Source organism: Shewanella sp. CAL98-MNA-CIBAN-0140 (assembly GCF_040309905.1).
GTDB classification, from domain to species: Bacteria; Pseudomonadota; Gammaproteobacteria; order Enterobacterales; family Shewanellaceae; genus Shewanella; species Shewanella psychromarinicola.
The window spans coordinates 40,112-62,371 of sequence record NZ_JBEOPI010000017.1 but is presented as its reverse complement, the minus strand read 5'-3'; the positions used below and the strand labels follow the sequence as shown (position 1 = coordinate 62,371).

Sequence of the window (22,260 nt, the reverse complement as noted above, 5' to 3'; positions counted from 1 at the left end):
CGAGCTAAATGAAAGAATCCGTTATCCGCAAGCTTGAAGGCTTGCTAGAGCGTAATGAAGAAGTATTGGCGTTACTCAGTGATGCTAGCGTGATAGCCGATCAAGACCGCTTTCGTGCATTATCCAAAGAATATGCTCAACTTGAAGATGTGGTAAAAGAGTTTACTGCATTCCAACAAGCCCAAAAAGATTTCGACTACGCCAAAGAGATGCTTGAAGAAGACGATCCTGAAATGCGCGAAATGGGCCAAGATGAGTATAAACAAACAAAGCAAGCGTTAGAAAAGCTTGAAGATGAATTACAAGTATTACTCTTGCCCACCGATCCAAACGATGACACCAATGCGTTTCTTGAAATTCGCGCGGGTGCAGGTGGTGATGAAGCGGCTATTTTTTCCGGTGATTTGTACCGCATGTATTCACGTTATTGTGAAGCCAACCGCTGGCAAATGGAAATCATGAGCGTTAATGAAGGTGAACATGGCGGCTTCAAAGAAATTATTGTTAAAGTCAGTGGTGACGGTGCTTACGGTAAGCTAAAGTTTGAGTCCGGTGGACACCGTGTTCAACGTGTGCCAGAAACCGAATCTCAAGGTCGTGTGCATACCTCTGCTTGTACTGTAGTGGTATTGCATGAAGTGCCCGAAGCCGAAGCTGTGTTGATTAATGCTGCTGATTTAAAAGTCGATACATTCCGCGCGTCTGGTGCGGGTGGTCAGCATGTTAACAAAACCGATTCTGCTATTCGTATTACTCATATTCCATCTGGCATTATTGTTGAGTGTCAGGATCAACGTTCACAGCATAAAAACCGTGCCCAAGCGATGAGTGTATTGGCCGCGCGTATTCAAGCTGTTGAAGATGAAAAAAGACGCAGCGCTGAAGAAACAACACGTCGTAGTTTAGTGGCCAGTGGTGATCGTTCTCAACGTATTAGAACGTATAATTACCCACAGGGTCGCGTAAGTGATCATCGAATCAACTTAACGCTATATCGCTTGAATGAAGTTATGGAAGGCGATTTAGATGTCTTGCTAGAGCCTATTATGCAAGAACATCAAGCAGATATGCTTGCAGCGTTAGCTGACGATTAAGGAGTGCTCTTGACTCAGTCTTCGTATTCAACAATTGCAGAAGTTCTACAATGGGCTTATTCACAATTAGCCGCAACCTCTGAATCTGCCCATATAGATGCAGAAGCACTGCTATTGCATTGTTTGAATAAAAATCGTAGTTTTTTATATACTTGGCCTGAGCGGCAGCTTACTAGTGATCAATTTAAAGCCTATAGCCAGATGATTGATAAGCGTCAAAAGGGGACGCCGGTTGCGCATATCATTGGTGAGCGAGAGTTTTGGTCATTACCCTTTATTGTTGATGACTCGACCCTTATTCCAAGACCTGATACCGAGATTTTAGTTGAAACAGCACTGAACTTATCAGTGCGTCACAATGCTAAAGTATTGGATTTAGGCACAGGAACAGGGGCTATAGCATTGTCTTTAGCATCGGAGCGACCTAAATGGCGCATTACTGCTATTGATAATGTTCTTGACGCTGTCGAGCTTGCCAAAGCTAATCGCGGCAATCTTAATTTACTCGATGTGGAAATTATCCAGTCAGACTGGTTTTCTGCGGTTGAGCAGCGTGATTTTGATTTGATTGTGTCTAACCCGCCTTATATCGATGAAGCCGATGAGCATCTTCATTTAGGGGATGTTCGCTTTGAGCCACAAAGTGCGCTAACCGCAGGAAATGAAGGTTATGCTGATCTGTTTTACATTGCCGCTCAAGCGCGTGAGCATTTACTTCCCGGGGGTTATTTATTGCTTGAACATGGTTATGAGCAAGCAATCAAAGTGCGTAAAAAGCTCATCGAACTAGGCTATAAAAATGTTGCTACGGTGCGTGACTTTGGCAGTAATGATCGCTGCACGCTAGGGCAATGGGGTGATTAATATTCCTGCAATCAATAGGCGTTTCCCCCTCTAAAGATATAAACAACAAATAAATATCAACAATCGTGATATTGGTACACGGCTGATTGATAGCGTACACTAGCCGCCTTTTACTTTTACCTTCTCAATGAGACTTCATCAATGGAAACATTTTACAGTTTATATCCAGCGGTAAAGCATACTCACATGCTGTTAGTTGCCACAAGTGTGACCTTTTTTATCGTGCGTTTTGTTTTACATTTACGTCAGTCTCCTATTATGGACAAAAAGTTTGTGAAAGTGGCGCCACATGTTGTTGATACTTTTTTACTACTGTCAGGCTTTACCCTTTGCTTTATGATCAAACAGTATCCTTTTGTCGATCCATGGATGACCGAAAAAATAATCTGTGTGGTGGCATACATTGCTTTAGGTGTCATGGCACTAAAATCTAACCGTAATAAGCTGTTTAAGTTTTTTGCTTTTATCGGCGCAATTGGTTGGGTAGTGTTAGCGGCCAAACTGGCTTATTTTAAACAAGTCGTCTTAATGGGTTAATTGGTTTTAATGGCAAAATATCTTCTTAATGATGCAGTTTCGATCCCCGAAACTGCATTTGAACTATCTGAACACCTTGGCTTTTCAACATCCAAATCTGCTATGTGGGCGTGGTATGAAATGGCCGGTTCAGTATTGAGTCACTATGTTGTTGACCAGCAAGCACGGCTTGATGGTCTGTTTAATTGGTTTTACAATGATCTCGGTTTTTGTGTTCGAGACGACTATTTTAGTGTCGAGGCAGCAGATTTAAGTTATTGCGTGTTAAAGCGTCAAGGTAACAGCACCACGCTATCAACATTGTTAATTTTATTGGCCAAGCAACTCGACATAACACTCGAGGCGATTTTATTACCCGGTAATACGGTACTAAAAAGCCAGATAAATGATGTTGTTAGATACCATGACCCACTTACAGGTAAAGAGCTTAGTCGTCATCAGATGCATGCATTAGTGCGTGGTGAGCTGGGTAATGCAGCTAAATTAAAGCCCAGCCATCTAAAAACAGCTACACTAAAACGGCTAATTAGTCGCATGTTACATGAGCTAAAAGCGGGTTGTATTGTCAGTCATAAATATGAACAGGCAATGGAATGCTGTAATTTATTATTACAATGGCACCCTGACGATGTGCACCTTAATCGCGAGCGAGCTTTTATTGCCCAGCAATTAGGTTGTATTAAAGTGGCCATGTCTGATTTACAGCACTTCATTGATTTGAGTCCGCATGATCCGGTGATTGAATTGGTTAAGATTCAATTAAAGGAACTTAGTCAACATACGCAGGTTTATCATTAATCATTTGATAGTACTTGCTGCTTAGGCTGCTTTGGGTTAACTCAAAGCAGTTTTTATTCGCAGTGATGGTGTTGCTCGTTTATGCAGCGCTTATCTGTGAAACCATGCGAATTGAATCACAATTGATTTCGCAATAATAATAATAACTAAAAATATAATGTATTTGTAAGGGAGAACACTGCATGACAACGTCAGCAATGGTGAGCAATGATGCCACCGCACTGGGTATACTCGCCGTTATTCTAGGTTTTGTTTTTTACACTAGTTCATCAACTCATCCTTTTTGGCAAAAATTCTATAAATACATACCTGCATTACTACTGTGCTATTTCTTACCCTCATTATTAAACACATTTGGCGTGATTGATGGTCATACATCACAACTGTATTTTGTTGCGTCACGCTATTTATTGCCAGCCTGTTTGGTTTTATTGATTTTAAGTGTCGATTTAAAAGCCATTCTGAGTTTAGGTCCTAAAGCAGTTATTATGTTTTTAACCGGTACTCTTGGGATTGTCATTGGTGGACCGATTGCATTATTGAGTGTGTCAATGATCGACCCATCACTGCTGGGTGGTAATGGTCCGGATGCCGTTTGGCGCGGCATGACGACCTTAGCGGGTAGCTGGATTGGTGGTGGTGCAAACCAAGCCGCGATGAAAGAGATTTATTCGGTCGGTGGTGAGATATTCTCGGTAATGGTGACGGTAGATGTCATCGTGGCCAATATCTGGATGGCCGTATTGCTCTTTATGGCGTCGAAAGCCAAAGAAATTGATGCCAGAACTGGCGCCGATACTAGCGCAATTGAAGCACTGAAACTGAAAGTCGAAAAGTACCACGCAGAAAACGCACGTATTCCTTCACTTCGCGACATCATGTTGATTGTGGCCGTTGGGTTTGGGGTGACGGGCTTCGCCCATTTTGCGGCCGATTTCTTGGGGCCGTTCTTCGAAGCCAACTATCCATGGACCGAAGATTACAGTTTAACCTCTAAATTTTTCTGGTTAGTGGTGATAGTGACCACCGTTGGTTTAGGCCTTTCATTTAGCCCGGTTCGTCATTTAGAAGCCTCTGGTGCCTCTAAAATTGCCTCGGCATTTTTATACATTTTAGTCGCGACCATTGGTTTACATATGGACGTGTCTAAAATAATGGATACGCCGATTTATTTTCTAGTCGGCATAGTGTGGATGTTAGTTCACGCAGGATTAATGTTATTGGTGGCTAAACTGATTAAAGCACCATTGTTTTATATGGCCGTGGGCAGTCAGGCAAACGTTGGCGGAGCCGCATCCGCCCCAGTGGTAGCGGCGGCATTCCACCCTGCATTAGCACCTGTTGGGGTGCTGTTGGCAGTATTCGGATATGCATTAGGTACTTACATGGCTTGGCTATGTGGTCAGTTATTACAAATTGTCGCAGCGTAATGCGCTAAGAGGATCAAATGGATCAAAAAATTATTCAGTTAACTAATAATGTTGAAGTCGCTAACGATAAGCCGTTCGTTTTATTTGGTGGTATGAACGTACTTGAGTCGCGCGACTTAGCCATGTCGATAGCGGAACATTATGTCGAAGTGACCCAAAAGCTTGGTATTCCCTATGTGTTTAAGGCCTCTTTTGATAAAGCCAATCGTTCATCGGTTAACTCATACCGTGGTCCAGGAATGGAAGAAGGCTTACGTATTTTTGAAGAAATAAAATCAACGTTTAACGTGCCAATTATCACCGATGTACACGAAATCCATCAGTGTGCACCTGTGGCTGAAGTGGTTGATATTATTCAGTTACCTGCATTCTTAGCCCGTCAAACCGATCTTGTGGTGGCGATGGCCAAAACCGGCGCTGTGATTAATGTGAAAAAACCGCAGTTTTTAGCGCCACATGAAATGCGTCATATCATTACTAAGTTTAACGAAGCCGGTAATGACAATATTATTTTATGTGAACGCGGCAGCAGCTTTGGTTACAATAACCTCGTTGTCGATATGCTAGGCATGGACGAAATGAAGCAAACAGGTTACCCGGTGATCTTTGATGCCACCCATGCGCTGCAACGCCCTGGTGGTCGTAGCGATTCTGCGGGCGGACGCCGTGCACAGGCAACTGAACTTGCAAGAAGTGGTATTGCATTAGGCTTAGCGGGCTTATTTATTGAGGCTCATCCAGATCCTGACAATGCAAAATGTGATGGTCCTTGCGCGTTGCCACTGCATTTATTGGAGCAATACCTCACGCAGATGAAAGCAGTTGATGACTTGGTTAAATCATTTGAGTTTATTGATACCAGCAAGTAAACCATCAATGGCATTGAATAACTGAAACACCGGCGAGTTGATTTTTAATCAATTAGACATTTAATCAGTGTCTTTTAATGGTCGTAAACAGTAATCTAATTGCCCTTGTATAAGCCCTGACTTGTTACCAAGTTTCAGGGCTTTTTTATGTAAAGAGCAACAATAAATATGTGGATCATGTTTACCTTTCTCGCCGCGTTTATGCAGGCGTGGCGCAATGCATTTCAAAGTAAACTCAGTAAAGACGTGAGTATTGCTGGGGTCACATTAGCGCGGTTTATTTGGGCGGGCCCAATTGCCGCTGGTTACCTTTTTGCTTTACATCAATATCAACCCACAGCAATGCCAGAATTTAGTGGCAGCTTTTGGGGCTTTGTTATTGGTGCATCAACCATGCAAATACTGGCAACAGGGCTAATGGTTAAGCTATTTAAAATGCAAAACTTCGCCATAGGTGCCGGTCTTGCCAAAAGCGAAGCCTTAGTAGCCGCAATACTGGGTGTATTGTTTTTTGGTACTCAACTTTCGGCGTTGGGTTGGATGGGGGTCATTGTTGGTGGTCTTGCGGTGATGTTGCTTAGCAGCAAACAAGGCTTTAAACATTTGTCGCTTAAAACGGTGTTGTTAGGCCTTGCGTGTGGCAGCGCTTTTGCGCTGACATCATTATGGGTAAGAGAAGCCAGCTTAACCCTACAAGGCCCGTTTACGCATCGCGCTGCGTGGGTATTGTTGTGGGTGATAGGTTTACAAACCATAGTGCTAATAGGTTATTTACTGGCTAAAGATAAATCGACCTTAACCGCGTTGTGGCAACGACCCAAATTAACCTTATCCATTAGTGTCACCAGTTGTATTGGTTCTATCGGCTGGTTTAGCGCTATGTCATTACAGGCGGTACCTTATGTCAAAACATTAGGCCAAGTTGAGGTGTTTTTTACCCTGATTATTACGACATTTTGGCTTAAAGAGAAGGTTAAAATTAATGCTGTGGCTGGGTTATTGTTAATCGCCATTGCCGCGATTTTAGTGATGTGGAGCTAATTACCTCGAGTCGAGATTCGTTATCAAATTGCATTCAAGATTGACTGAGTTGTAAAACCTTGTCGACTAAAGATTGGTTGATGGGTACGTTAAGGTGATCCAACTTAGCTTGCTGGCAAATATAGCCATTAATCTCATTAATTTCAGTTGCCCTGTTGTGGGCAATATCCTGATACATCGATGAAAAGTTTGCTGCTGTTAAATCGATTACCTGATAAACCCGTGCGCTGATGGCAGCCTTATCTAACGTGATGCCATCATATTTAGCCACTTGTACTAGCTCATCGATAATGGCGCGGATCTGTGGTTGATATTCAGCGCTGGCTAATTGGCCATTGGCACAATGGTTGAGTGCCGTGAGAGGGTTTATCACCGCATTAATCGCCAGCTTTTGCCATAACACAGGTAACACAGGCTGATGCCATTCAATAGGTTGATTGTCACAGTGTAGATTAGTTAAGCGCGCCTTTAGCTTGGCCGATATAAGCGCTCCACAATAATACCCGAGTTGTGTCACGCCAAAACCGCTGTGTTTCACCTGCCACTGGCTTAGTTTTAACGCCGCTTGGGATGTCGTGCCTAAGCTTAATCCTTGGCCTTGGTGTTTTGCCAACGCAGCAGCGACAGGTAAGTGCGGGCCTAAACCATTATGCAGTAATACAATATGGCATTGAGGTGACAGTTTCGCTAATAAGGGGATAAGCGCTTGCTCTACTTGATAGGCTTTAACACACACGAACAGTAATTCAATTCGTACTAAGCGGTCATCATCAGTTCCCAATATTGCCGCTAATGATTCATGAGTGTGCTGCGTGTGGTCAATAAAACTTAGCGGCTGTTGACGAGTCAACTTATCTCTACCAATAAACACCACATCGTTTGCTTGAGCTGCTTGAGTATTGACACTCAGTTTGTGATACATCAGCTGTCCAATCGCACCCGCACCCAATACGGCAATAAGCGCAGTATTGTCGGGTGTGGATGACGGTGGCAACCTTGATGTTATTCCCATGGTCTATGCACGATTCGCTTTTAATTTATGGTATTGTGTTACTGAAAAATGCAGTAAGTAAAACAGTGCAATGCCGACAAAATCGGCAATGACATCGGCAGCAGATGCACTGCGGTAAGGTAAGCGAGATTGGATCAATTCAATTAACACAGCATAGGTAGCCAAAGAGGTACACAAAATATACCAACGGGGTTTGAAAGCGTAATGCGCAAGATATGCAAGGGCAAAAAAGCTGCCTAAATGGCCTACTTTATCCATATTAGCAAAAGCCTGCGGGTAATTTGGTTTTGAAAAAACAAGATAGCTAGTCACAATGACAGCGACAACTAACGCAAGTTTAAAAATATTTTTATAAGTGATCACGAGCGTAACATCAGCCTTGTGAAACGAGAATATTGCTAATAATAAGAAACCTGTTTTAAATTGTCACTAATTAACCTCTTTGGAAAGTAATAATTGTGCCATCAGGGCTATGTTTACGCTTGAAAATGATAAATGCTAAACCGTTAAACTCAATCACAATGGGTGTTTTAGCCAGATTATCAATGAAAATAGCTTGTTAATGATTTTTTGTTAATTAATCTGGGTTAGTGCTCAATAACTTCGCTAATGGATCTCAGGTTGTACTCTACTATCCTGATAATGACTCCTAGTGTAAAATAGTCGTATATACATTTGTGATGAACCAAAGAGGAAAGCAACATGCCATCTATGGATATTGTGTCGGAAGTTGACGAAGAAGAATTACGTAATGCGGTAGAAAACTCACGCCGTGAAGTGTCTGGTCGATTTGATTTACGGGGCAAAGAAATTGAAATTGAGTTGAAAGACAATGTCGTTACCTTAAAATCAGAAGACGATTTCATTTGTAAGCAGCTAGTCGATATTCTGCGCATTCAGCTCAGTAAACGTAACGTTGATCCATCTTCAATGGAAGTTGACGACAAAGCGGTTCACAGCGGCAAAACCTTCAGTTTAAAAGTGAGCTTTAAACAAGGTATCGAATCACTGATTGCCAAAAAACTAGTCAAAGCCATCAAAGACAGCAAGCTTAAAGTACAAGCTGCCATCCAAGGCGACTCAGTACGGATCACTGGCAAAAAGCGCGATGACCTGCAAGCCGTCATGCGCTTAGCCAAAGAAGCAGAACTCGGCCAACCCTTTCAGTTCGATAACTTCAGAGACTAATCCTGAAGTGATTAATGCTGCACTGACAAGTACTATAGAGATAACAAAGCCGATACGGGAAACCCTGTCGGCTTTTTTGTTGAATTGATTGAATCAATTTCATTAAGTTTATTTAGGATATTGCCAGCGGCCACTAACGTCGTGGCGTGTCGCCCATACCAGACCAAGAGGACATTAACGGCTATTCCCTCCTTACTTTTTATAACAGAATTGGCCCAGCTGCCCCGCAATATTTCCCCTATTGACTTAAACAACAGATGCGAAAAGGTCGCCATGGGGATTGATCCAGCTTTTAACTTCATTTGAAGCCTGCTTGGGCCTATCTTGCAGTAAAGAGAGAAAATGCTAACGCTTCCGATAGGCAGGATGCCTTATAGCACATGGATGTGCGGGAAAGGCCCAGGCCAACGAAAGCTAGCCTGACGTCCTGTCAGGCTCACGCTATTTTCTTCAACGTCCTCAATGTAATTGAATCCTGTAGGTTTAAGTATGCTTACGCATTCTTTTTGTAAAGGGTCTTCAACGTCCTCAAGTTAAGTGTTGAATCAGCCCTTTTAAAGTCAGTATAACTAACTCATTTCTGCCCGTGCGACGTGAAGTCGTATGAAGAGCTGTTCACTGCTTTGAGTGAACCATAATAGGCCTTAGTGGGGGCTTGAGCCGTATGCAGTGAAAGTTGCATGTACGGCACTTAGGAGAGATGCACCTGGCAACAGGTGTCGATTATCCGACCAAAACAACTTAAAATGATTACTAGTAGTCGTTCGAGCTACTGAGTTTGTGATAGTTACCCTTATATCTGAGACCTTGGAAGTGATGAAAGAAAACGCTATTTTTTTGTGACGCAGCGCAATACCCTCCCTGATACTTGCCTGTCTATGTAATTACGACTTCCACCTTAAATACCCCCTTTGAAGCAAATTAATAACCTAGAAACTGTCGTTTTTATTCAATATTTCATGCGGCGCATCTTCTACTATTTGGGGCACAAAGCGGTACATCATCTCTGATGCAGTTCCTGCTTTAGCATTTTGCCAAATCTTTATTCAGGAGAAACAGCTATGTTAGAAATAAAACCTGTTGAAAAAAAAGAAAAACTAAGTGAACTAAAAAAGCAGTATTTTGCGCAATCGACAGACCCCCTTGACGGGATGTGGCTCTTTGGATTCGTTCCTATTTCAGTACATTTTGGATTTTATGAAGAGGATACATTAGTCGGATACTGCTGCATTAATGGCGAAGGCTATATGCTGCAATTCTATTTGGCTAACGAAGCCAAAACGCAGGGAAAAGAACTTTTTACCTTGATTGTAGAACAGAACAGCTCAGTTATTGGTACTGTTAATGGTGCATTTGTTAGCACAGCGGAACCTCAGTATTTATCACTTTGTTTAGATAACTCATCAGCATTTAAAGTGAATGCGTTAATGTATAAGCAAGTGAATCCTTTGATAACAGGTAATAAAACAGATCTAGAACTGAAACTCGCAGATCAAGATCAACTGACTGATTTTGTTAAGTTTGCCGCAACCAATATTGGTGCGCCGGAGCAATGGTTATCAGGCTACTTTGGTAACCTTATCAAGCGTAAAGAACTATTCGGCTACTGGAAAGAAGGCAAACTGCTAGCGTCTGGTGAGTGCCGTTTGTTTGATGAGCACCAGAAAGGCTTTGCAGATTTAGGTATGATTGTGGCTCAATCTGAGCGAGGTCAAGGGATCGCCACTCAAGTACTCAGTCGTTTGGTTAGCTTAGCTAATGAACGTGGGTTAACCCCTATCTGTTCAACTGAAAGTAGTAATATAGGTGCACAAAAAACGATTGTACGCGCAGGTTTAGCACCTCTAAACCGTATTATCCAAATTGAATTTGACCGAGAATAAGCCAATTCTTTAAGCCTTGTCAGACTTGACCGGGGCTTAGTTTTTAATTACTGAAATCTAGCTTATAGTGATAGGCATATGCTTAAGAATAAAGGGAGGCTGTTATGATCCACTGGCTACAGCCATCAAAATCCGCTGACGTTGCCAAGTATGTTGAATGTTATTGGCTAATTGAAAAAGAGACTGACTCTACCCGTTATCAGTACCCTAAACTCAATCCAGATCCTTGCGCCCATTTGATTATTTCGCCCTCAAAACAGACCTACCAGTATGATTTAAATCCGGGGTTGGCAAGTGGTGAAGGAAGTCATTGGCTCTTTCCACACAAGCAAACCTTTCAATTAGATCATTCCAAGCCTTTTGTTCATCTAGGAATAAAGTTCCATGTAGGAGCATTATATTCACTGGGTCGCTTTTCAGGTAAAGAACCAATGCTCGACAACGTTAAAGCAATCAATCTCTCGGCGCAGTTCGATGATCAACCCCTTAACGAAAACACGTTAATTGAGCTAGCACGACATCAAGCTGATCAGTGCTGTGATCAATTGGATAGTTTGCTCTTACCGTGGCTAGCCAACGCTACCGAAGATCAACACTGCAAGATCACCCAAAAAGCGCTTCATGTATTAGACTCGGCCATAATTTCAGCGTTGGGTAAGCAACTTTTTTGCTCGCAACGCACGTTAGAGAGAAGCTTTCTACGAGTGACGGGATTAACGTTAAAGCAATGCCAGTCAATGAATAAGCTTGAGGCGATGTTGGAGTATCTATATCAACGTGACTCTCAAGAAATCGATTGGGTTGCGGTGGCTTTTAAGTTCGGCTTCAGTGATCAGCCTCATCTGATCCGCCATCTAAAAAAGCAACTAGGTTTAACACCTAAAACCTATGAAAAAGAACGGGGATTGACCATCGATGCTTATGGTGGTGTGAACTCTAGCCCTAAGTGATATTGTCGGAAATGTTCAATCATCACCCACAAGGTTGCTCTATTATGTGCTAAACAATGAGATGTGAGAGCAAAGTATGAGTAATTCAATCCCGACACTTCAACAACTTGGATGGAAACCTTTTTTTCAACAACAACTCAGTTTGGATGAGCTCACCGATTTAACGATGGGTCGAGTTATCGAACAACATCGTGACCGCATTGTGGTTATGTCGGAACAAGGCCAGCAAGACCTAACACTTATCTCTTACGATGAAACAATCTGTGTGGGTGATTGGGTTCTATTTAATGACACTCTGAGAGTGACTAGAAGTCTCGAGCGCCAATCCCTATTCGAACGAAAAGCGCCAGGTTCAAAAGTAACCACTCAGCTAATTGCTGCGAATGTTGATACTGTCATGATTGTGTGTTCTCTCAACCATGACTTTAGCCTTAACAGAATAGAGCGTTATGTAGCCATTGCGCGAGAAGCTATGGTAGAACCTGTGATTCTATTGACGAAAGCAGACCTATGTGAAAATGCAGATGTTAAGCGACATCAAGTTGAAGAACTTGATCCTATGTTGATTGTCTACTCTCTTAATGCTCTGGATGAACAAGATATTCAGCAAGTTAAAAATCACTGTACCAATAGTAAAACTATCGCTTTCTTAGGCTCATCGGGTGTGGGTAAATCCACACTCGTCAATGGCCTGTTAGGCTTTGAATCTCAGCAGATAGCCGGGATAAGGCAAGGCGATAGCAAAGGGCGTCATACTACGACTCATCGAGCCTTGAAAGCATTGCCAATGGGTGGGATGTTAATGGATACCCCCGGAATGCGAGAGCTACAGTTAGGCAGTTGTGAGCAAGGGGTTAGTGAAACATTCGGCGAAATCACAGAACTTGCGCAAAGTTGTCGTTTCTTTGATTGTTCGCATAAGTCAGAGCCCGGGTGCGCTGTTCAGCGTGCTATCAAAGCTGGCCAGCTATCAGAAAGACGTCTGCTCAGTTATCAAAAATTACACCGGGAGCAAGCACTTAATGGCGCGACACTCGCGGAAAAGAGAACTAAAGATAAAGCGTTGGGAAAGCTGATAAACCTTACTCAAAGCGCCTCACAGCGATATAAAAAAGGTTATTAGATCAACTCTTGACTTAACATTGATAAAAACTCATTCGGATCGATTGAAAGACTGATGTGGTATAGCGATACTTGGCCATCTCGCAATACTTGAATTGCGCCATTGATAGTGAATGACATATCTAAGCTACTTCACTCTTTACAATAAGATGGCCCAAAGCAGTCTACAAACGACGTTAAAAGCTGGATCCATTTCCGCCGCGACCTTTTCGCTATTATTGGTGCTTATGAAAATGTTGCCGGAATGGCAAGGGCCAGTCGTTTATAAAAAGTAAAGAGGGGATTGCTGTTGATCCCCTTTTGGCTAGTGCAGGTTGGAGCCTTGCGATGTTAATCCAAACGAAGTTTGGACATTAGACAACTAACGTGGTGGCTTATCCACATCAATCGGCACATCGATCAGCACATCACTCGAACCATCTGATAATGCCGCCTCAGCAGCGACCTGATTTTGCGATCGATTAACCAACACCACTAATATTAATACCGGAAAACCAATCAAACTCGCTGCAACAAAGAAATTGATATAACCAAACGCATCAACATACAAACCCGAAAATCCAGCGATAAACTTAGGAAACAACAACATAATGGATGACAATAATGCATATTGGGTAGCGCTATAACCCGTGCTGGTTAAACTCGATAAATAGGCAATAAACGCCGCCGTCGCAATACCGGCACTAAAATTATCCACCGAAATCGCCAAGGTTAAAAATGGTACGTTATAGCCAATATACGCTTGCCAAGCAAACAGCAGGTTGGTGACCGCGACTAGCAAGGCGCCCAAGAACAGAATTTTCATGGTGCCATAGCGCATGATTAATACCCCACCAAAAGCGGCACCGACTAAGGTCATGATTAAACCATAGACTTTACTGATAAAAGCGATTTCTTCTTTACTAAAACCGATATCGACATAAAACACATTGGCCATAATGCCCATGACAATATCTGAGATGCGATAGCATGAAATTAACAACAGAATCAGAATGGCGCTTTTGCCATGACGTTTAAAAAAGTCAATAAAAGGCAATACGCTGGCACTGTATAGCCAAGCTAATGCTCCGGCGACTTTTGCAGGATACTTGGCCGCAAACTCCGCCCTTAATTGGCGTTCTTTATCGTCAGCGTATTTAGTATCAACTTGAGGTTCTTTACTGCATAGGGTGGTAATAATGCCAATGCCCATTAACATGGCCATAGCAAAGTATGCCGTTTGCCAAGCTTGTAGGTTATAAGCATCATTACCTGGTGATACCCAAGCCGCGATGGTTAACGCGCCAGCAGTAGCAATGATCATCGCGCTGCGATAGCCCACTTGGTATGCAGCGGCTAGCGCTGCTTGCATTTTTTCTGGAGCGGATTCAATCCGAAAAGCGTCGATTACGATGTCTTGAGTGGCAGAGGCGAAGGCTAACAGCAGTGCACATAACGCCAGACGGTCAAGATTAACCACAGGATCGCTAACCGACATGCCGAGAATGGCACCCACTAAACACAGTTGTGCAAATAGCATCCAGCCACGTCGTCGGCCTAAAAAGCGGGTGAATAAGGGGAGCGACATACGGTCGACTAATGGAGACCATGCCCATTTAAAAGCATAAGTCAGCGCTATCCAGCTAAAGTAACCAATCGCGGCTCGATCGATACCCGCTTCACGTAACCAGAAACTGAGGGTCGAAAAAACCAGCATTAAAGGTAAGCCGGCAGAAAAGCCCATCAAGAGTAATATCAATACTCGTTTATGGTAATAAACCGATAATGCTTCACGGGTACGAGACAAAAAAACCGACATAAGACAACTGGATGAAGGAGAATGGCTCTAGCTTATGTTGCAAGGGGCTTAGGTTCAAGCCATTCGAAGAGTTTATTCAATCAGTTTGGATTAATTAACCTTAAGGTCTGATACCAATACAGCTTTGTGGCACATTACCGCCAATATTGATGTAGTCGCAACATTCATTAACCTGCTGGCGTAAATACTGATTGCCTTTAATAGTCCAACCAGACCAATGATCAAAACAATACAATAAGTGCCAAAATACTTTTTCGGTATCGCTAGGTTGCTCGGTTAATTGATTAGAATGGTTTGATATAAATTGCCATTCTTCCAACACATCCCACATATACAGTTGTATTTCTTTGTAATCTAACTGATTGTCTAAAAAAGCTTTGCCGTAATAGGCAAGCTGTGGGGCTTTGGTTTCAATAAAATCATTAGCCGTCATCATAAGTGCGTCCTTGAGTATTTGGAATGCGGTTGCGAATAATTGCGCAGCTAACTGAGTGAGTGAATAAAATAGAGTATAGACGTTAATAACGTTGTTGAAGGTGAAAACCTTAAAAAAAGTGTCATTTTGTCATTCTATAGTGCTATTAGTTGATTTATAAGCTAGTAAAAATATACAGGGTAAGAAGTAATTGCATCATCATATGAGCTAAAGATAGCCTTATTAATGATAATGATGCTGGTATTGGTTAAAGGTGCTCGACGGTAATGCGCGAATAACGATGGTATGCGCGCATTACCGTCGATAGGTATAGACGAATAGCAGGAGATTAGCGAGGCAGTAAGGTGGCCTTTTTTAGCATAACAGTATTTACCGGAAAATCGGGCCAGTTTAGCGTAGTGTTATTTTCAGTCGGTACCAATGAAATAGCTTCTAATACCTCCATTCCTTGAGTCACTTCACCAAAAACAGTATAGCCCCAGCGACGTTTAGACGGGTCTAATTTGGTATTGTCAGCCAGATTGAAGTAAAACTGCCGTGTTGCTGAATGGGGGTTGTTATCTCGAGCCATTGCAATTGAACCAAGAGAATTTGATAAACCATTGCCAGATTCATTCACTACGGGATCGTGTGAAGGGCGTTCTTCTAGTTTAGTGGTTAACCCACCGCCTTGAACCACAAATTCGGCAATGACACGATGAAAAATCGTATTATCATATTCGCCTGTAACCACATAGGTTAAAAAGTTATCCACGGTAAGCGGTGCACGGGTGCGATCTAACTCAACCACAATTTTTCCCATTGAGGTGTCAAACTCAACTTGCGGATATAAGGTGTTTTTTTGAATATCAACCGCGGCATGGGTGTGTAAACTGGTTAATAGCAATAGACATGTGGCTAGCCATTTCAACATAATCTTCAGTCCTTTTATTGACATCTTTGATGCCAATACGTGATGGCGCGAGTTGGGTTAACGTTGAATAAACTGGTGTAATTCTTCATCGTTAAGTATTTCAGTGGTAAGTTTATCAACTAGTTTGGTGATATCTAATTCAAGCGTTGCAAAATCAGGGCTTAACGGGCCTTTTAAATAACCGTTAGCATTATACGATTTAGTGAATTCTTGCTGTGAATTTTTAGCCAATACGTTGATCACTAAGCGTGTTTTTGATTCAAAACTGAACGTGGTATCAGTGACATCAGCCAACAAATAATTTAGCTGAAACTGCACTGAATTGCGTGCGGCAGGATCTATGACATAACCCGCTTTTTTTATCCCATCACGGAACAGCTTTTCCAGTTGTTGACGGATCGGCTCACTGGCGCTCACCAATCTAGGCGCTTTGCCTTCTTCATTAAAACGCACCACAAAGCTTGCTTCGCGAGTGTCGATGGTGTCTACCATCACAGGGAAATCCGCTTCAGTTTGTAACTGGATCCGACCCAGAGTGGGATTAAGACCAACATGAGTCGGTTCATGACTGGCGCAAGCTGTTAACAATAATGTAGGCAGTAAAATAGTGATTAATAACTTCATGAGACAACAATAACGAGCAATAGGTAGATAAATCATACCAGAATTTGTCTGGGTTTCCAGTATCGCTAGGGTTATGTTGTTATTAAAGATAACTCAAGTTATGTGCGTCACTATGCATAACGGTGTAACTAATAATCAATATTCCGTTTGCCCCCCCTTTTTACTGAGAGACACGGCATCAATGTTACTCGGTTGTTGACATTAATGACTGATCAATTCAGGTTAGTGTTATGCAACTTAAGTCAGATAAACAATGTGATGTAGGTAATGTAATGCAACATAAACAACCACAATTGGCTCCAGATAAATTGATCAATACTAATGGCCAGCCAGTATTTGGCCTATTTGATGGGATTGTTGATTCACTCAATGTTAATCAATTTGTTTATTCGACGGTAATGGACAAACCCGCATCGACATTGGCTAAGCATTTCGATTTTAAGCAGTTCCAGTTTGTTAACATTATTACCCCTCATTATATTATTGCTGTTGCGATTGCCGATATTCGCTATGTCGCCAATGGTTTTTGTTACCTTTATGACATTAACACCAACAAGCTTACTCAAACGCAATGGTTAACCCCGCTAGGGCTTGGGTGCCAGTTAAGTGATTCTCCAAAACGTGGGCGCGCCGAGATTGGCCGTAAACAAAAAGGTATTGTTATTGATATTGTCGACGGACAATGGCAAGTCGAGATTAATCTTGCAGACATACAAGCCAATTTACGTATTCAACCTGCGCCATTGAGTTTACCCATCAGCTTGTGTACTCCAACAGGTTATAACGGCTGGACCTATACTCAAAAGCATAATGGCTTAGCCGTAACGGGGCAATTAACCATTCATCATGAACCGCAGCCTTTACAATATGCGCTGGCGGGTTATGATTTTTCGGCCGGATTTATGCGCCGTGAAACCAGTTGGCGTTGGGCTTCAATCAATGCCCAAACTGAAGACGGTGTTATTGGGTTGAATTTGGCGGCTGGGGTTAACGAAACCGGTCAGACCGAAAATGTCATGTGGGTAAATGGCGAGCGTCACTTGTTGGGCTGCGCGCAGTTTGATTTTAATCGACACTCACAACAAGATTTGTGGCATATCACCACCAATGATGGTCAAGTTGATTTGTATTTTAGGCCGTTAAATCAACGTAGCGAAAAGCTGAATTTAATCTGGTTAAAAAACAATTTTAGACAATACATTGGTTATTTTAGCGGGATGATTGGCGATAATAATGGCAAACAATATCGCTTAAAAAACCAGCTAGGCTTAACAGAAGATCATTTTGCCAAATGGTGATGACGACTAACGGTGTCGACTAGATAAGTGATTTTTTAGTCTATGGTCTATGGCCTATTAAAAACGGATTATTAAAAGCGGTTTACTAAAATGGGTTGTGCCGGAAGAGCGATTTGATTAGGAATGCGAAGTAGCGAAGCGTTATTACAAACGTTGTTAAAATAATAATAAATAGAAATGGATAACATATGGACATGGATTTACTGATAGCTCACCCAGAGTGGTTATTACTGGTGTTAGCGCCGATTTTTTTCGGCTGCATTTTATTGGAGTGGTGGTTTGGTGTTCGCGCCCAGCGATTGCCGAGTAATGCTCAATATCGCCCCGGCGAAGTGTTGTGTAATTTTGTATTGGCAGGCATGCATCAAGTGGCGGATATTATCGCGGGCTTATTGATTGCGAAGATCTATTTACACTTTTTTGGCTGGCGCTTATTTGATATCGAAATGACATTATTCACTTTTGGTTTATTGCTTATTGCTCAAGACTTTTGTTATTACTGGTTTCATCGCGCTAGCCATCGTATTCGTTGGATGTGGGCGGCACATGTGGTGCATCACAGCTCTGAAAATATGAATTTCACTACTGCATTTAGACAAAGCTTAATGTATCCACTGGCGGGAATGTGGCTGTTTTGGTTACCGTTAGTGGTGATTGGCTTTGATCCTAATTGGGTGGTGTTTGCGGTGTTACTTAATCTTGGATTGCAGTTTTTTGTTCACACCCAAGCGATTAAGTCGTTAGGGCCGCTAGAGTTGATTTTTAATACGCCGTCCCATCATCGTGTTCATCATGGGCGTAACCCGCAATATATCGACAAAAATTATGCCGGGGTGCTGATTATATGGGACAAAATTTTTGGTACGTTCGAGCCTGAGATTGAAACCGTGGTATACGGTATTACTAAACCGGTAAACAGTTTTAACCCGATAGTGGTGACATTTAGTGAATGGCGCGAGATGTGGCGTGATGTCACCCAAGCGCAATTATCTCTAGGGCAGCGGTTACGAATATTATTTGCACCGCCCGCAACCCATCAACAGCCCCCCCAAGAACGAATACCACTTTAAGCTAACCTAAAGCGGCGACGCGTTTACTTTTATACTACTTTTATTGCCTTGATAGAGTAAATAAGTGGCATGAGGTGGCCTTGATGTTTTAGCTGGTAACCTTTACCTGCCACAAACTCCAAACCTTCGACGCAGTTGTAGGGACTGTAAGGATGCTCGTTAAACGCTTCGATACTGAGTCCCGCATTAATGAGTGCGCTAATGACTTCGCTTATCGGATGCGGCCAAGTGACTACCGTTTCAATTTGGTCGTTGTGGTTTTCGGTGTAGGTGACTTCATCTTCGATATCCGGTTGTGTCTGGGGAAAGTATCCATAACCACACAACACATCATTAAAAGGGTGGAACTCAACCAAATGAAATTCACCGCCTGGACGTAATGCGCCAGCAATGGTTTGCGCCCAGCGGGTTAAGTCTGGTAACCAAGATAACACTCCGTATGAGGTGAACACGATATCGTATTGCTTGATATTGTTTTCACCAAATTGATAGATGTCCTGGTTAATGAATCTTGCCGATAATTGCAATTGGGCCGCTAGTTGCTTAGCCTTTACTATCGACTCGCAGGATAAGTCTACGCCAGTGACATTGGCGCCAAGTCTTGCCCACGATAAGCTGTCTTGGCCAAAGTGACATTGTAGATGCAACAGGCTTTTGTGGTGTACATCGCCGACCTGTTCAAGTTCAATGGGGTTTAATGATGACTTACCTTGGATAAATGCGTCTAAGTCGTAAAATGTTGAGTCGAGGTGGATTTGAGTTCGCTGGTTCCATGCGTGTTTATTGATGGCTAAATAGTCCATTTTCAATGTCTTCTTATTGCTTTTATAGGGTAAATTGTCCAAATGACTCAATAATATTACTTGGTTTGAAGCTAAAACACGAATGACTCAATAAGCGACAAAAGATGACTCTTTAGCTGTTATTGCATGATTAATTTTTGACGTTCAATAAATTGATGAAACTCAATTTTAGGTGCAATGGCGCCTTTATGCTGAATCACAAATCCCGCTGCTTGGGAGGCTAATTTAATGGCGGCGCTGATATCAACGCCAGTTAAGCGCGCGCCTAAATACACCCCGTTGAACGAGTCGCCCGCTGATGTGGTGTCGATAACGTTTTTTACTGGTGTAATCGAAAAATGCTGTTGCTGGTCATTAATCACATAGTGAATGCTGTTTTTACCGCTTTTAACCACCAGTTCGTTAATGGCGTAAGGCTGGCAGAACGCAATGATGTCTTCAACAGAATGAATACCGTAAAGTTGATTAAAGTCATCAACACCTGGCAGTACGACATCGGCCACACTAAACGCAATATCAAACTGTGCCTTTGCTTGGTCTGGACTGTGCCACATTCTTGCGCGGTAGTTAGGGTCAAACACAATACTGACACCCGCTTGCTTACATTGTTTAATCAGTAACCAAAATGCTTCGCGATCTTCTTCTTTAATAACCGCTAAAGAAATGCCTGAAAAAAACACCATATCCGCCTGAGAGATTTTACTGATGGCTGCTTCGTCAATAAATTGCATCATTTGCCGTGCTGCTGAGTCGCTGCGCCAATAAGTAAAGCTGCGCTCGCCATTACTGTCAGTTTGTATTGCATACAGGCCGGCAATTTTGTCAGTGCTTTTAAAGACCATATCGGTATTAATTTTTTCATCTTCAAAGCGTTGCAACATGGCCTGGCTAAAACTGTCTTGGCCAATGGCTGTGACTAGGTGCGTGCTAATATCGCTAAAGGTGCGCTTAAGGTAAACCCCAGTGTTATACACATCACCAGCAAAAGATTGCTGTAAGCTGGTGGCCGTTACACGTTGTAATTCGACCATACACTCACCAAATAAAAAAATACTTTTCACGGTTATAACTTCCTTTTTAACGTAAAAATAACGCTTACATTTTTTTAAAGACGACTTTGTATTGGTTAATTTGCGTATTAGGTTAAGTTGGAAATGCTTTAGTGGACATTCGCTCTAAGGTCTGCAAAAGTCATTCGTAGACCGGGTTGGCGCTTTATCCACTCTTGGTCAAGCGACTGAAGGGCTCACTGTCAGTCGTTAATGGGGTTATTTCGTGGCTTGTAAAATTACAAACTTACCATTGGATGCAACCGTGGTGCAGTTTTTAAAAATGCGGTTTATTTTAACGTGATAGGCCAAGTGCCGATTGCCGACGATATGTAATAAGCCACCTTTCTTTAAACGCTTATGGGCGTCAACAAACATTTGCCAAGCGATATGGTCGGTGATGGCTTCACCTTGATGAAACGGTGGATTGCATATCACTAAGTCTGGCTCAACACCTGCGGGCAAGTTGCTCAGGCAATCGTCCCAATGGAAAAAGGCTTGAGGCGCCGCTGGGTTTTGACCATCTGGGTTTTGGGCCTGAGCGTTTGTGGTGTGAGTCTCTAAAGCGTTAGCTTGCCAATTATGCTTGGCCGAGGCTATAGCCATATCAGAATCATCCACAAAGTGAATATGCGCATCGGGATAACATTGCTTTGCGTGTAATCCTAAAATGCCGTTACCGCAGCCTAAGTCTATAATGTGGTTGAATTCACCTTTGGGCATGTTGTCGAGCATAATCCTTGCGCCGATATCGAGTTTATTGGCAGCAAATACATTAGCAAGATTACTCATAGTGAGTTTGAGCTCATCGACATTCCAACTCACCGCTTTTGCTAATGGGCGTTGTTTGCCATCGCTAATACAGCTGATAACCCGTGTGTTTTTCCACGCTAAACTGGCTGAGGCTGGGCCAAGGTTTTTTTCAATACTGGCCAGCAATGCTGGATTAATTGACTTAGCTTTAGCCCCAATCAGGACTTTGGTTCCTGCAGGTAGCACTGTGGATAAACGGGCAAGTTGCTGGCCAAAGTAGTGTAGATTTTTCGGCAACTTCATCAGCACTAACTGAATATTTTGCGGCAATGTATCGCGGCTATTTAACCAATGTATGTCGCTAGGTGCCAGTTTGTTGTGTAATAAATTTTGCTGACAGCCCAGTAAACTGGTTTTTGCATCCGTTTCGACAAGCAATGAACTGTTTGGGTTTTGGGTTGCTAAGGCACACGTTAGCGCCCCAAAGTTATCATTAAGAATGGCGGTAGTGGTTGCTGTTATTTCGGCGTCGATTAAATATTTGATTAGGTGTTCATCAGCGGCATCCCATGCTTGTAAGTTTGATGCTTGTTGGCTTGGATAACGAAAAAGCTCAAGCTCTATACCTGAACAAGCAAATTGGGTTGTCATAACTGTGTTACCTAATAAAAGAATATCGATAAAATAGCCAGATATTATCTCAGATAACACCTAGCAGCGCGAGGCTT

The 22,260-nt window shown here is 42.5% G+C and carries 23 protein-coding genes; 13 read left to right on the top strand and 10 right to left on the bottom strand.

Features of this window, described 5'->3' with window-relative positions; translation table 11 throughout:
* The first annotated feature begins 8 nt into the window (after positions 1-8).
* The 7 genes from prfA to AAEY93_RS10640 all read left to right on the top strand — a co-directional run bounded on the left by prfA (position 9) and on the right by AAEY93_RS10640 (position 6,633).
* Positions 9-1,094 (top strand): peptide chain release factor 1, encoded by a 1,086-nt coding sequence (gene prfA / locus AAEY93_RS10670; protein ID WP_124012356.1) that lies wholly within the window; start codon positions 9-11, stop codon positions 1,092-1,094.
* A gap of 9 nt (positions 1,095-1,103) precedes the next feature.
* Complete coding sequence (gene prmC, locus AAEY93_RS10665) at positions 1,104-1,958, top strand: peptide chain release factor N(5)-glutamine methyltransferase (protein WP_124012355.1); 855 nt, start codon at positions 1,104-1,106, stop codon at positions 1,956-1,958.
* Positions 1,959-2,099: 141 nt separating this feature from the next.
* Positions 2,100-2,495 (top strand): SirB2 family protein, encoded by a 396-nt coding sequence (locus AAEY93_RS10660; protein ID WP_124012354.1) that lies wholly within the window; start codon positions 2,100-2,102, stop codon positions 2,493-2,495.
* A gap of 9 nt (positions 2,496-2,504) precedes the next feature.
* A complete protein-coding gene (locus AAEY93_RS10655) occupies positions 2,505-3,293 on the top strand; it encodes a tetratricopeptide repeat protein (RefSeq protein WP_124012353.1) in 789 nt (262 codons plus the stop codon).
* A 182-nt stretch (positions 3,294-3,475) separates the two neighbouring features.
* Entirely contained in the window at positions 3,476-4,723 is a 1,248-nt protein-coding gene (locus AAEY93_RS10650; RefSeq protein WP_351076790.1) for a DUF819 family protein, read from the top strand.
* Between the two features lie 17 nt (positions 4,724-4,740).
* The gene (kdsA, locus tag AAEY93_RS10645) at positions 4,741-5,592 is read left to right on the top strand and encodes a 3-deoxy-8-phosphooctulonate synthase (RefSeq protein ID WP_351076788.1); all 852 of its coding nucleotides are present in this window, start codon (positions 4,741-4,743) and stop codon (positions 5,590-5,592) included.
* 168 nt (positions 5,593-5,760) lie between these two features.
* On the top strand, positions 5,761-6,633 hold the full coding sequence (locus AAEY93_RS10640) for a multidrug transporter (protein WP_351076785.1): 873 nt from the start codon (positions 5,761-5,763) through the stop codon (positions 6,631-6,633).
* Between the two features lie 34 nt (positions 6,634-6,667).
* On the opposite strand, the gene AAEY93_RS10635 is transcribed toward AAEY93_RS10640, so the two are convergent.
* Positions 6,668-7,645 (bottom strand): ketopantoate reductase family protein, encoded by a 978-nt coding sequence (locus AAEY93_RS10635; RefSeq protein WP_351076783.1) that lies wholly within the window; start codon positions 7,643-7,645, stop codon positions 6,668-6,670.
* A 3-nt stretch (positions 7,646-7,648) separates the two neighbouring features.
* On the bottom strand, positions 7,649-8,008 hold the full coding sequence (locus AAEY93_RS10630) for a VanZ family protein (RefSeq protein WP_351076780.1): 360 nt from the start codon (positions 8,006-8,008) through the stop codon (positions 7,649-7,651).
* A 339-nt stretch (positions 8,009-8,347) separates the two neighbouring features.
* On the opposite strand from AAEY93_RS10630, the gene AAEY93_RS10625 reads away from it, so the two are divergent.
* The 4 genes from AAEY93_RS10625 (at position 8,348) to rsgA (ending at position 12,789) form a co-directional block, all read left to right on the top strand.
* Positions 8,348-8,833, top strand: coding sequence for a YajQ family cyclic di-GMP-binding protein (locus tag AAEY93_RS10625; RefSeq protein WP_101034375.1), 486 nt, complete (start codon positions 8,348-8,350; stop codon positions 8,831-8,833).
* Positions 8,834-9,894: 1,061 nt separating this feature from the next.
* Positions 9,895-10,716, top strand: coding sequence for a GNAT family N-acetyltransferase (locus tag AAEY93_RS10620; RefSeq protein WP_124012351.1), 822 nt, complete (start codon positions 9,895-9,897; stop codon positions 10,714-10,716).
* A 104-nt stretch (positions 10,717-10,820) separates the two neighbouring features.
* A complete protein-coding gene (locus AAEY93_RS10615) occupies positions 10,821-11,666 on the top strand; it encodes an AraC family transcriptional regulator (RefSeq protein ID WP_124012350.1) in 846 nt (281 codons plus the stop codon).
* A 76-nt stretch (positions 11,667-11,742) separates the two neighbouring features.
* The gene (gene rsgA, locus AAEY93_RS10610) at positions 11,743-12,789 is read left to right on the top strand and encodes a ribosome small subunit-dependent GTPase A (RefSeq protein WP_351076775.1); all 1,047 of its coding nucleotides are present in this window, start codon (positions 11,743-11,745) and stop codon (positions 12,787-12,789) included.
* On the opposite strand, the gene AAEY93_RS10605 is transcribed toward rsgA, so the two are convergent.
* The 5 genes from AAEY93_RS10605 to AAEY93_RS10585 all read right to left on the bottom strand — a co-directional run bounded on the left by AAEY93_RS10605 (position 12,786) and on the right by AAEY93_RS10585 (position 16,559).
* A complete protein-coding gene (locus AAEY93_RS10605) occupies positions 12,786-12,908 on the bottom strand; it encodes a hypothetical protein (protein WP_267898636.1) in 123 nt (40 codons plus the stop codon). The two genes, rsgA and AAEY93_RS10605, sit on opposite strands and share 4 nt — an antisense overlap.
* A 241-nt stretch (positions 12,909-13,149) precedes the next feature.
* A complete protein-coding gene (locus AAEY93_RS10600; RefSeq protein ID WP_124012349.1) occupies positions 13,150-14,586 on the bottom strand; it encodes an AmpG family muropeptide MFS transporter in 1,437 nt (478 codons plus the stop codon).
* 100 nt (positions 14,587-14,686) lie between these two features.
* Positions 14,687-15,019 carry a hypothetical protein gene (locus tag AAEY93_RS10595; RefSeq protein ID WP_124012675.1) on the bottom strand — a complete coding sequence of 111 codons (333 nt, stop codon included), beginning with the start codon at positions 15,017-15,019 and terminating at the stop codon, positions 14,687-14,689.
* Positions 15,020-15,350: 331 nt separating this feature from the next.
* Positions 15,351-15,935, bottom strand: a complete 585-nt coding sequence (locus AAEY93_RS10590; RefSeq protein WP_124012348.1) for a peptidylprolyl isomerase — start codon at positions 15,933-15,935, stop codon at positions 15,351-15,353.
* Positions 15,936-15,992: 57 nt separating this feature from the next.
* Positions 15,993-16,559, bottom strand: coding sequence for a YajG family lipoprotein (locus AAEY93_RS10585; protein ID WP_124012347.1), 567 nt, complete (start codon positions 16,557-16,559; stop codon positions 15,993-15,995).
* Between the two features lie 230 nt (positions 16,560-16,789).
* On the opposite strand from AAEY93_RS10585, the gene AAEY93_RS10580 reads away from it, so the two are divergent.
* Both AAEY93_RS10580 and AAEY93_RS10575 read left to right on the top strand, forming a co-directional pair.
* Positions 16,790-17,857 (top strand): DUF2804 domain-containing protein, encoded by a 1,068-nt coding sequence (locus tag AAEY93_RS10580; protein WP_351076770.1) that lies wholly within the window; start codon positions 16,790-16,792, stop codon positions 17,855-17,857.
* A 188-nt stretch (positions 17,858-18,045) separates the two neighbouring features.
* Complete coding sequence (locus AAEY93_RS10575) at positions 18,046-18,927, top strand: sterol desaturase family protein (RefSeq protein ID WP_351076767.1); 882 nt, start codon at positions 18,046-18,048, stop codon at positions 18,925-18,927.
* Positions 18,928-18,956: 29 nt separating this feature from the next.
* Here AAEY93_RS10575 and AAEY93_RS10570 read toward each other — a convergent pair whose 3' ends face one another.
* The 3 genes from AAEY93_RS10570 to AAEY93_RS10560 all read right to left on the bottom strand — a co-directional run bounded on the left by AAEY93_RS10570 (position 18,957) and on the right by AAEY93_RS10560 (position 22,183).
* Entirely contained in the window at positions 18,957-19,730 is a 774-nt protein-coding gene (locus AAEY93_RS10570; RefSeq protein WP_124012344.1) for a class I SAM-dependent methyltransferase, read from the bottom strand.
* A gap of 119 nt (positions 19,731-19,849) precedes the next feature.
* Complete coding sequence (locus tag AAEY93_RS10565; RefSeq protein ID WP_124012343.1) at positions 19,850-20,791, bottom strand: sugar kinase; 942 nt, start codon at positions 20,789-20,791, stop codon at positions 19,850-19,852.
* A 207-nt stretch (positions 20,792-20,998) separates the two neighbouring features.
* On the bottom strand, positions 20,999-22,183 hold the full coding sequence (locus AAEY93_RS10560) for a methyltransferase (protein ID WP_124012342.1): 1,185 nt from the start codon (positions 22,181-22,183) through the stop codon (positions 20,999-21,001).
* Between the last annotated feature and the right edge of the window lie 77 nt (positions 22,184-22,260).

Excerpts from the sequence above, each read along its gene's own strand:
- kdsA (WP_351076788.1), top strand. The coding sequence starts at position 4,741 with ATGGATCAAAAAATTATTCAGTTAACTAATAATGTTGAAGTCGCTAAC.
- AAEY93_RS10650 (WP_351076790.1), top strand. The coding sequence starts at position 3,476 with ATGACAACGTCAGCAATGGTGAGCAATGATGCCACCGCACTGGGTATA.
- prfA (WP_124012356.1), top strand. The coding sequence starts at position 9 with ATGAAAGAATCCGTTATCCGCAAGCTTGAAGGCTTGCTAGAGCGTAAT.
- AAEY93_RS10615 (WP_124012350.1), top strand. The coding sequence starts at position 10,821 with ATGATCCACTGGCTACAGCCATCAAAATCCGCTGACGTTGCCAAGTAT.
- AAEY93_RS10600 (WP_124012349.1), bottom strand. The coding sequence starts at position 14,586 with ATGTCGGTTTTTTTGTCTCGTACCCGTGAAGCATTATCGGTTTATTAC.
- AAEY93_RS10590 (WP_124012348.1), bottom strand. The coding sequence starts at position 15,935 with ATGTTGAAATGGCTAGCCACATGTCTATTGCTATTAACCAGTTTACAC.
- AAEY93_RS10635 (WP_351076783.1), bottom strand. The coding sequence starts at position 7,645 with ATGGGAATAACATCAAGGTTGCCACCGTCATCCACACCCGACAATACT.
- AAEY93_RS10625 (WP_101034375.1), top strand. The coding sequence starts at position 8,348 with ATGCCATCTATGGATATTGTGTCGGAAGTTGACGAAGAAGAATTACGT.
- rsgA (WP_351076775.1), top strand. The coding sequence starts at position 11,743 with ATGAGTAATTCAATCCCGACACTTCAACAACTTGGATGGAAACCTTTT.
- AAEY93_RS10585 (WP_124012347.1), bottom strand. The coding sequence starts at position 16,559 with ATGAAGTTATTAATCACTATTTTACTGCCTACATTATTGTTAACAGCT.
- AAEY93_RS10570 (WP_124012344.1), bottom strand. The coding sequence starts at position 19,730 with ATGGACTATTTAGCCATCAATAAACACGCATGGAACCAGCGAACTCAA.
- AAEY93_RS10660 (WP_124012354.1), top strand. The coding sequence starts at position 2,100 with ATGGAAACATTTTACAGTTTATATCCAGCGGTAAAGCATACTCACATG.
- AAEY93_RS10580 (WP_351076770.1), top strand. The coding sequence starts at position 16,790 with ATGCAACTTAAGTCAGATAAACAATGTGATGTAGGTAATGTAATGCAA.
- AAEY93_RS10595 (WP_124012675.1), bottom strand. The coding sequence starts at position 15,019 with ATGACGGCTAATGATTTTATTGAAACCAAAGCCCCACAGCTTGCCTAT.
- AAEY93_RS10640 (WP_351076785.1), top strand. The coding sequence starts at position 5,761 with ATGTGGATCATGTTTACCTTTCTCGCCGCGTTTATGCAGGCGTGGCGC.
- AAEY93_RS10605 (WP_267898636.1), bottom strand. The coding sequence starts at position 12,908 with ATGTCATTCACTATCAATGGCGCAATTCAAGTATTGCGAGATGGCCAA.
- AAEY93_RS10560 (WP_124012342.1), bottom strand. The coding sequence starts at position 22,183 with ATGACAACCCAATTTGCTTGTTCAGGTATAGAGCTTGAGCTTTTTCGT.
- AAEY93_RS10655 (WP_124012353.1), top strand. The coding sequence starts at position 2,505 with ATGGCAAAATATCTTCTTAATGATGCAGTTTCGATCCCCGAAACTGCA.
- AAEY93_RS10620 (WP_124012351.1), top strand. The coding sequence starts at position 9,895 with ATGTTAGAAATAAAACCTGTTGAAAAAAAAGAAAAACTAAGTGAACTA.
- AAEY93_RS10575 (WP_351076767.1), top strand. The coding sequence starts at position 18,046 with ATGGACATGGATTTACTGATAGCTCACCCAGAGTGGTTATTACTGGTG.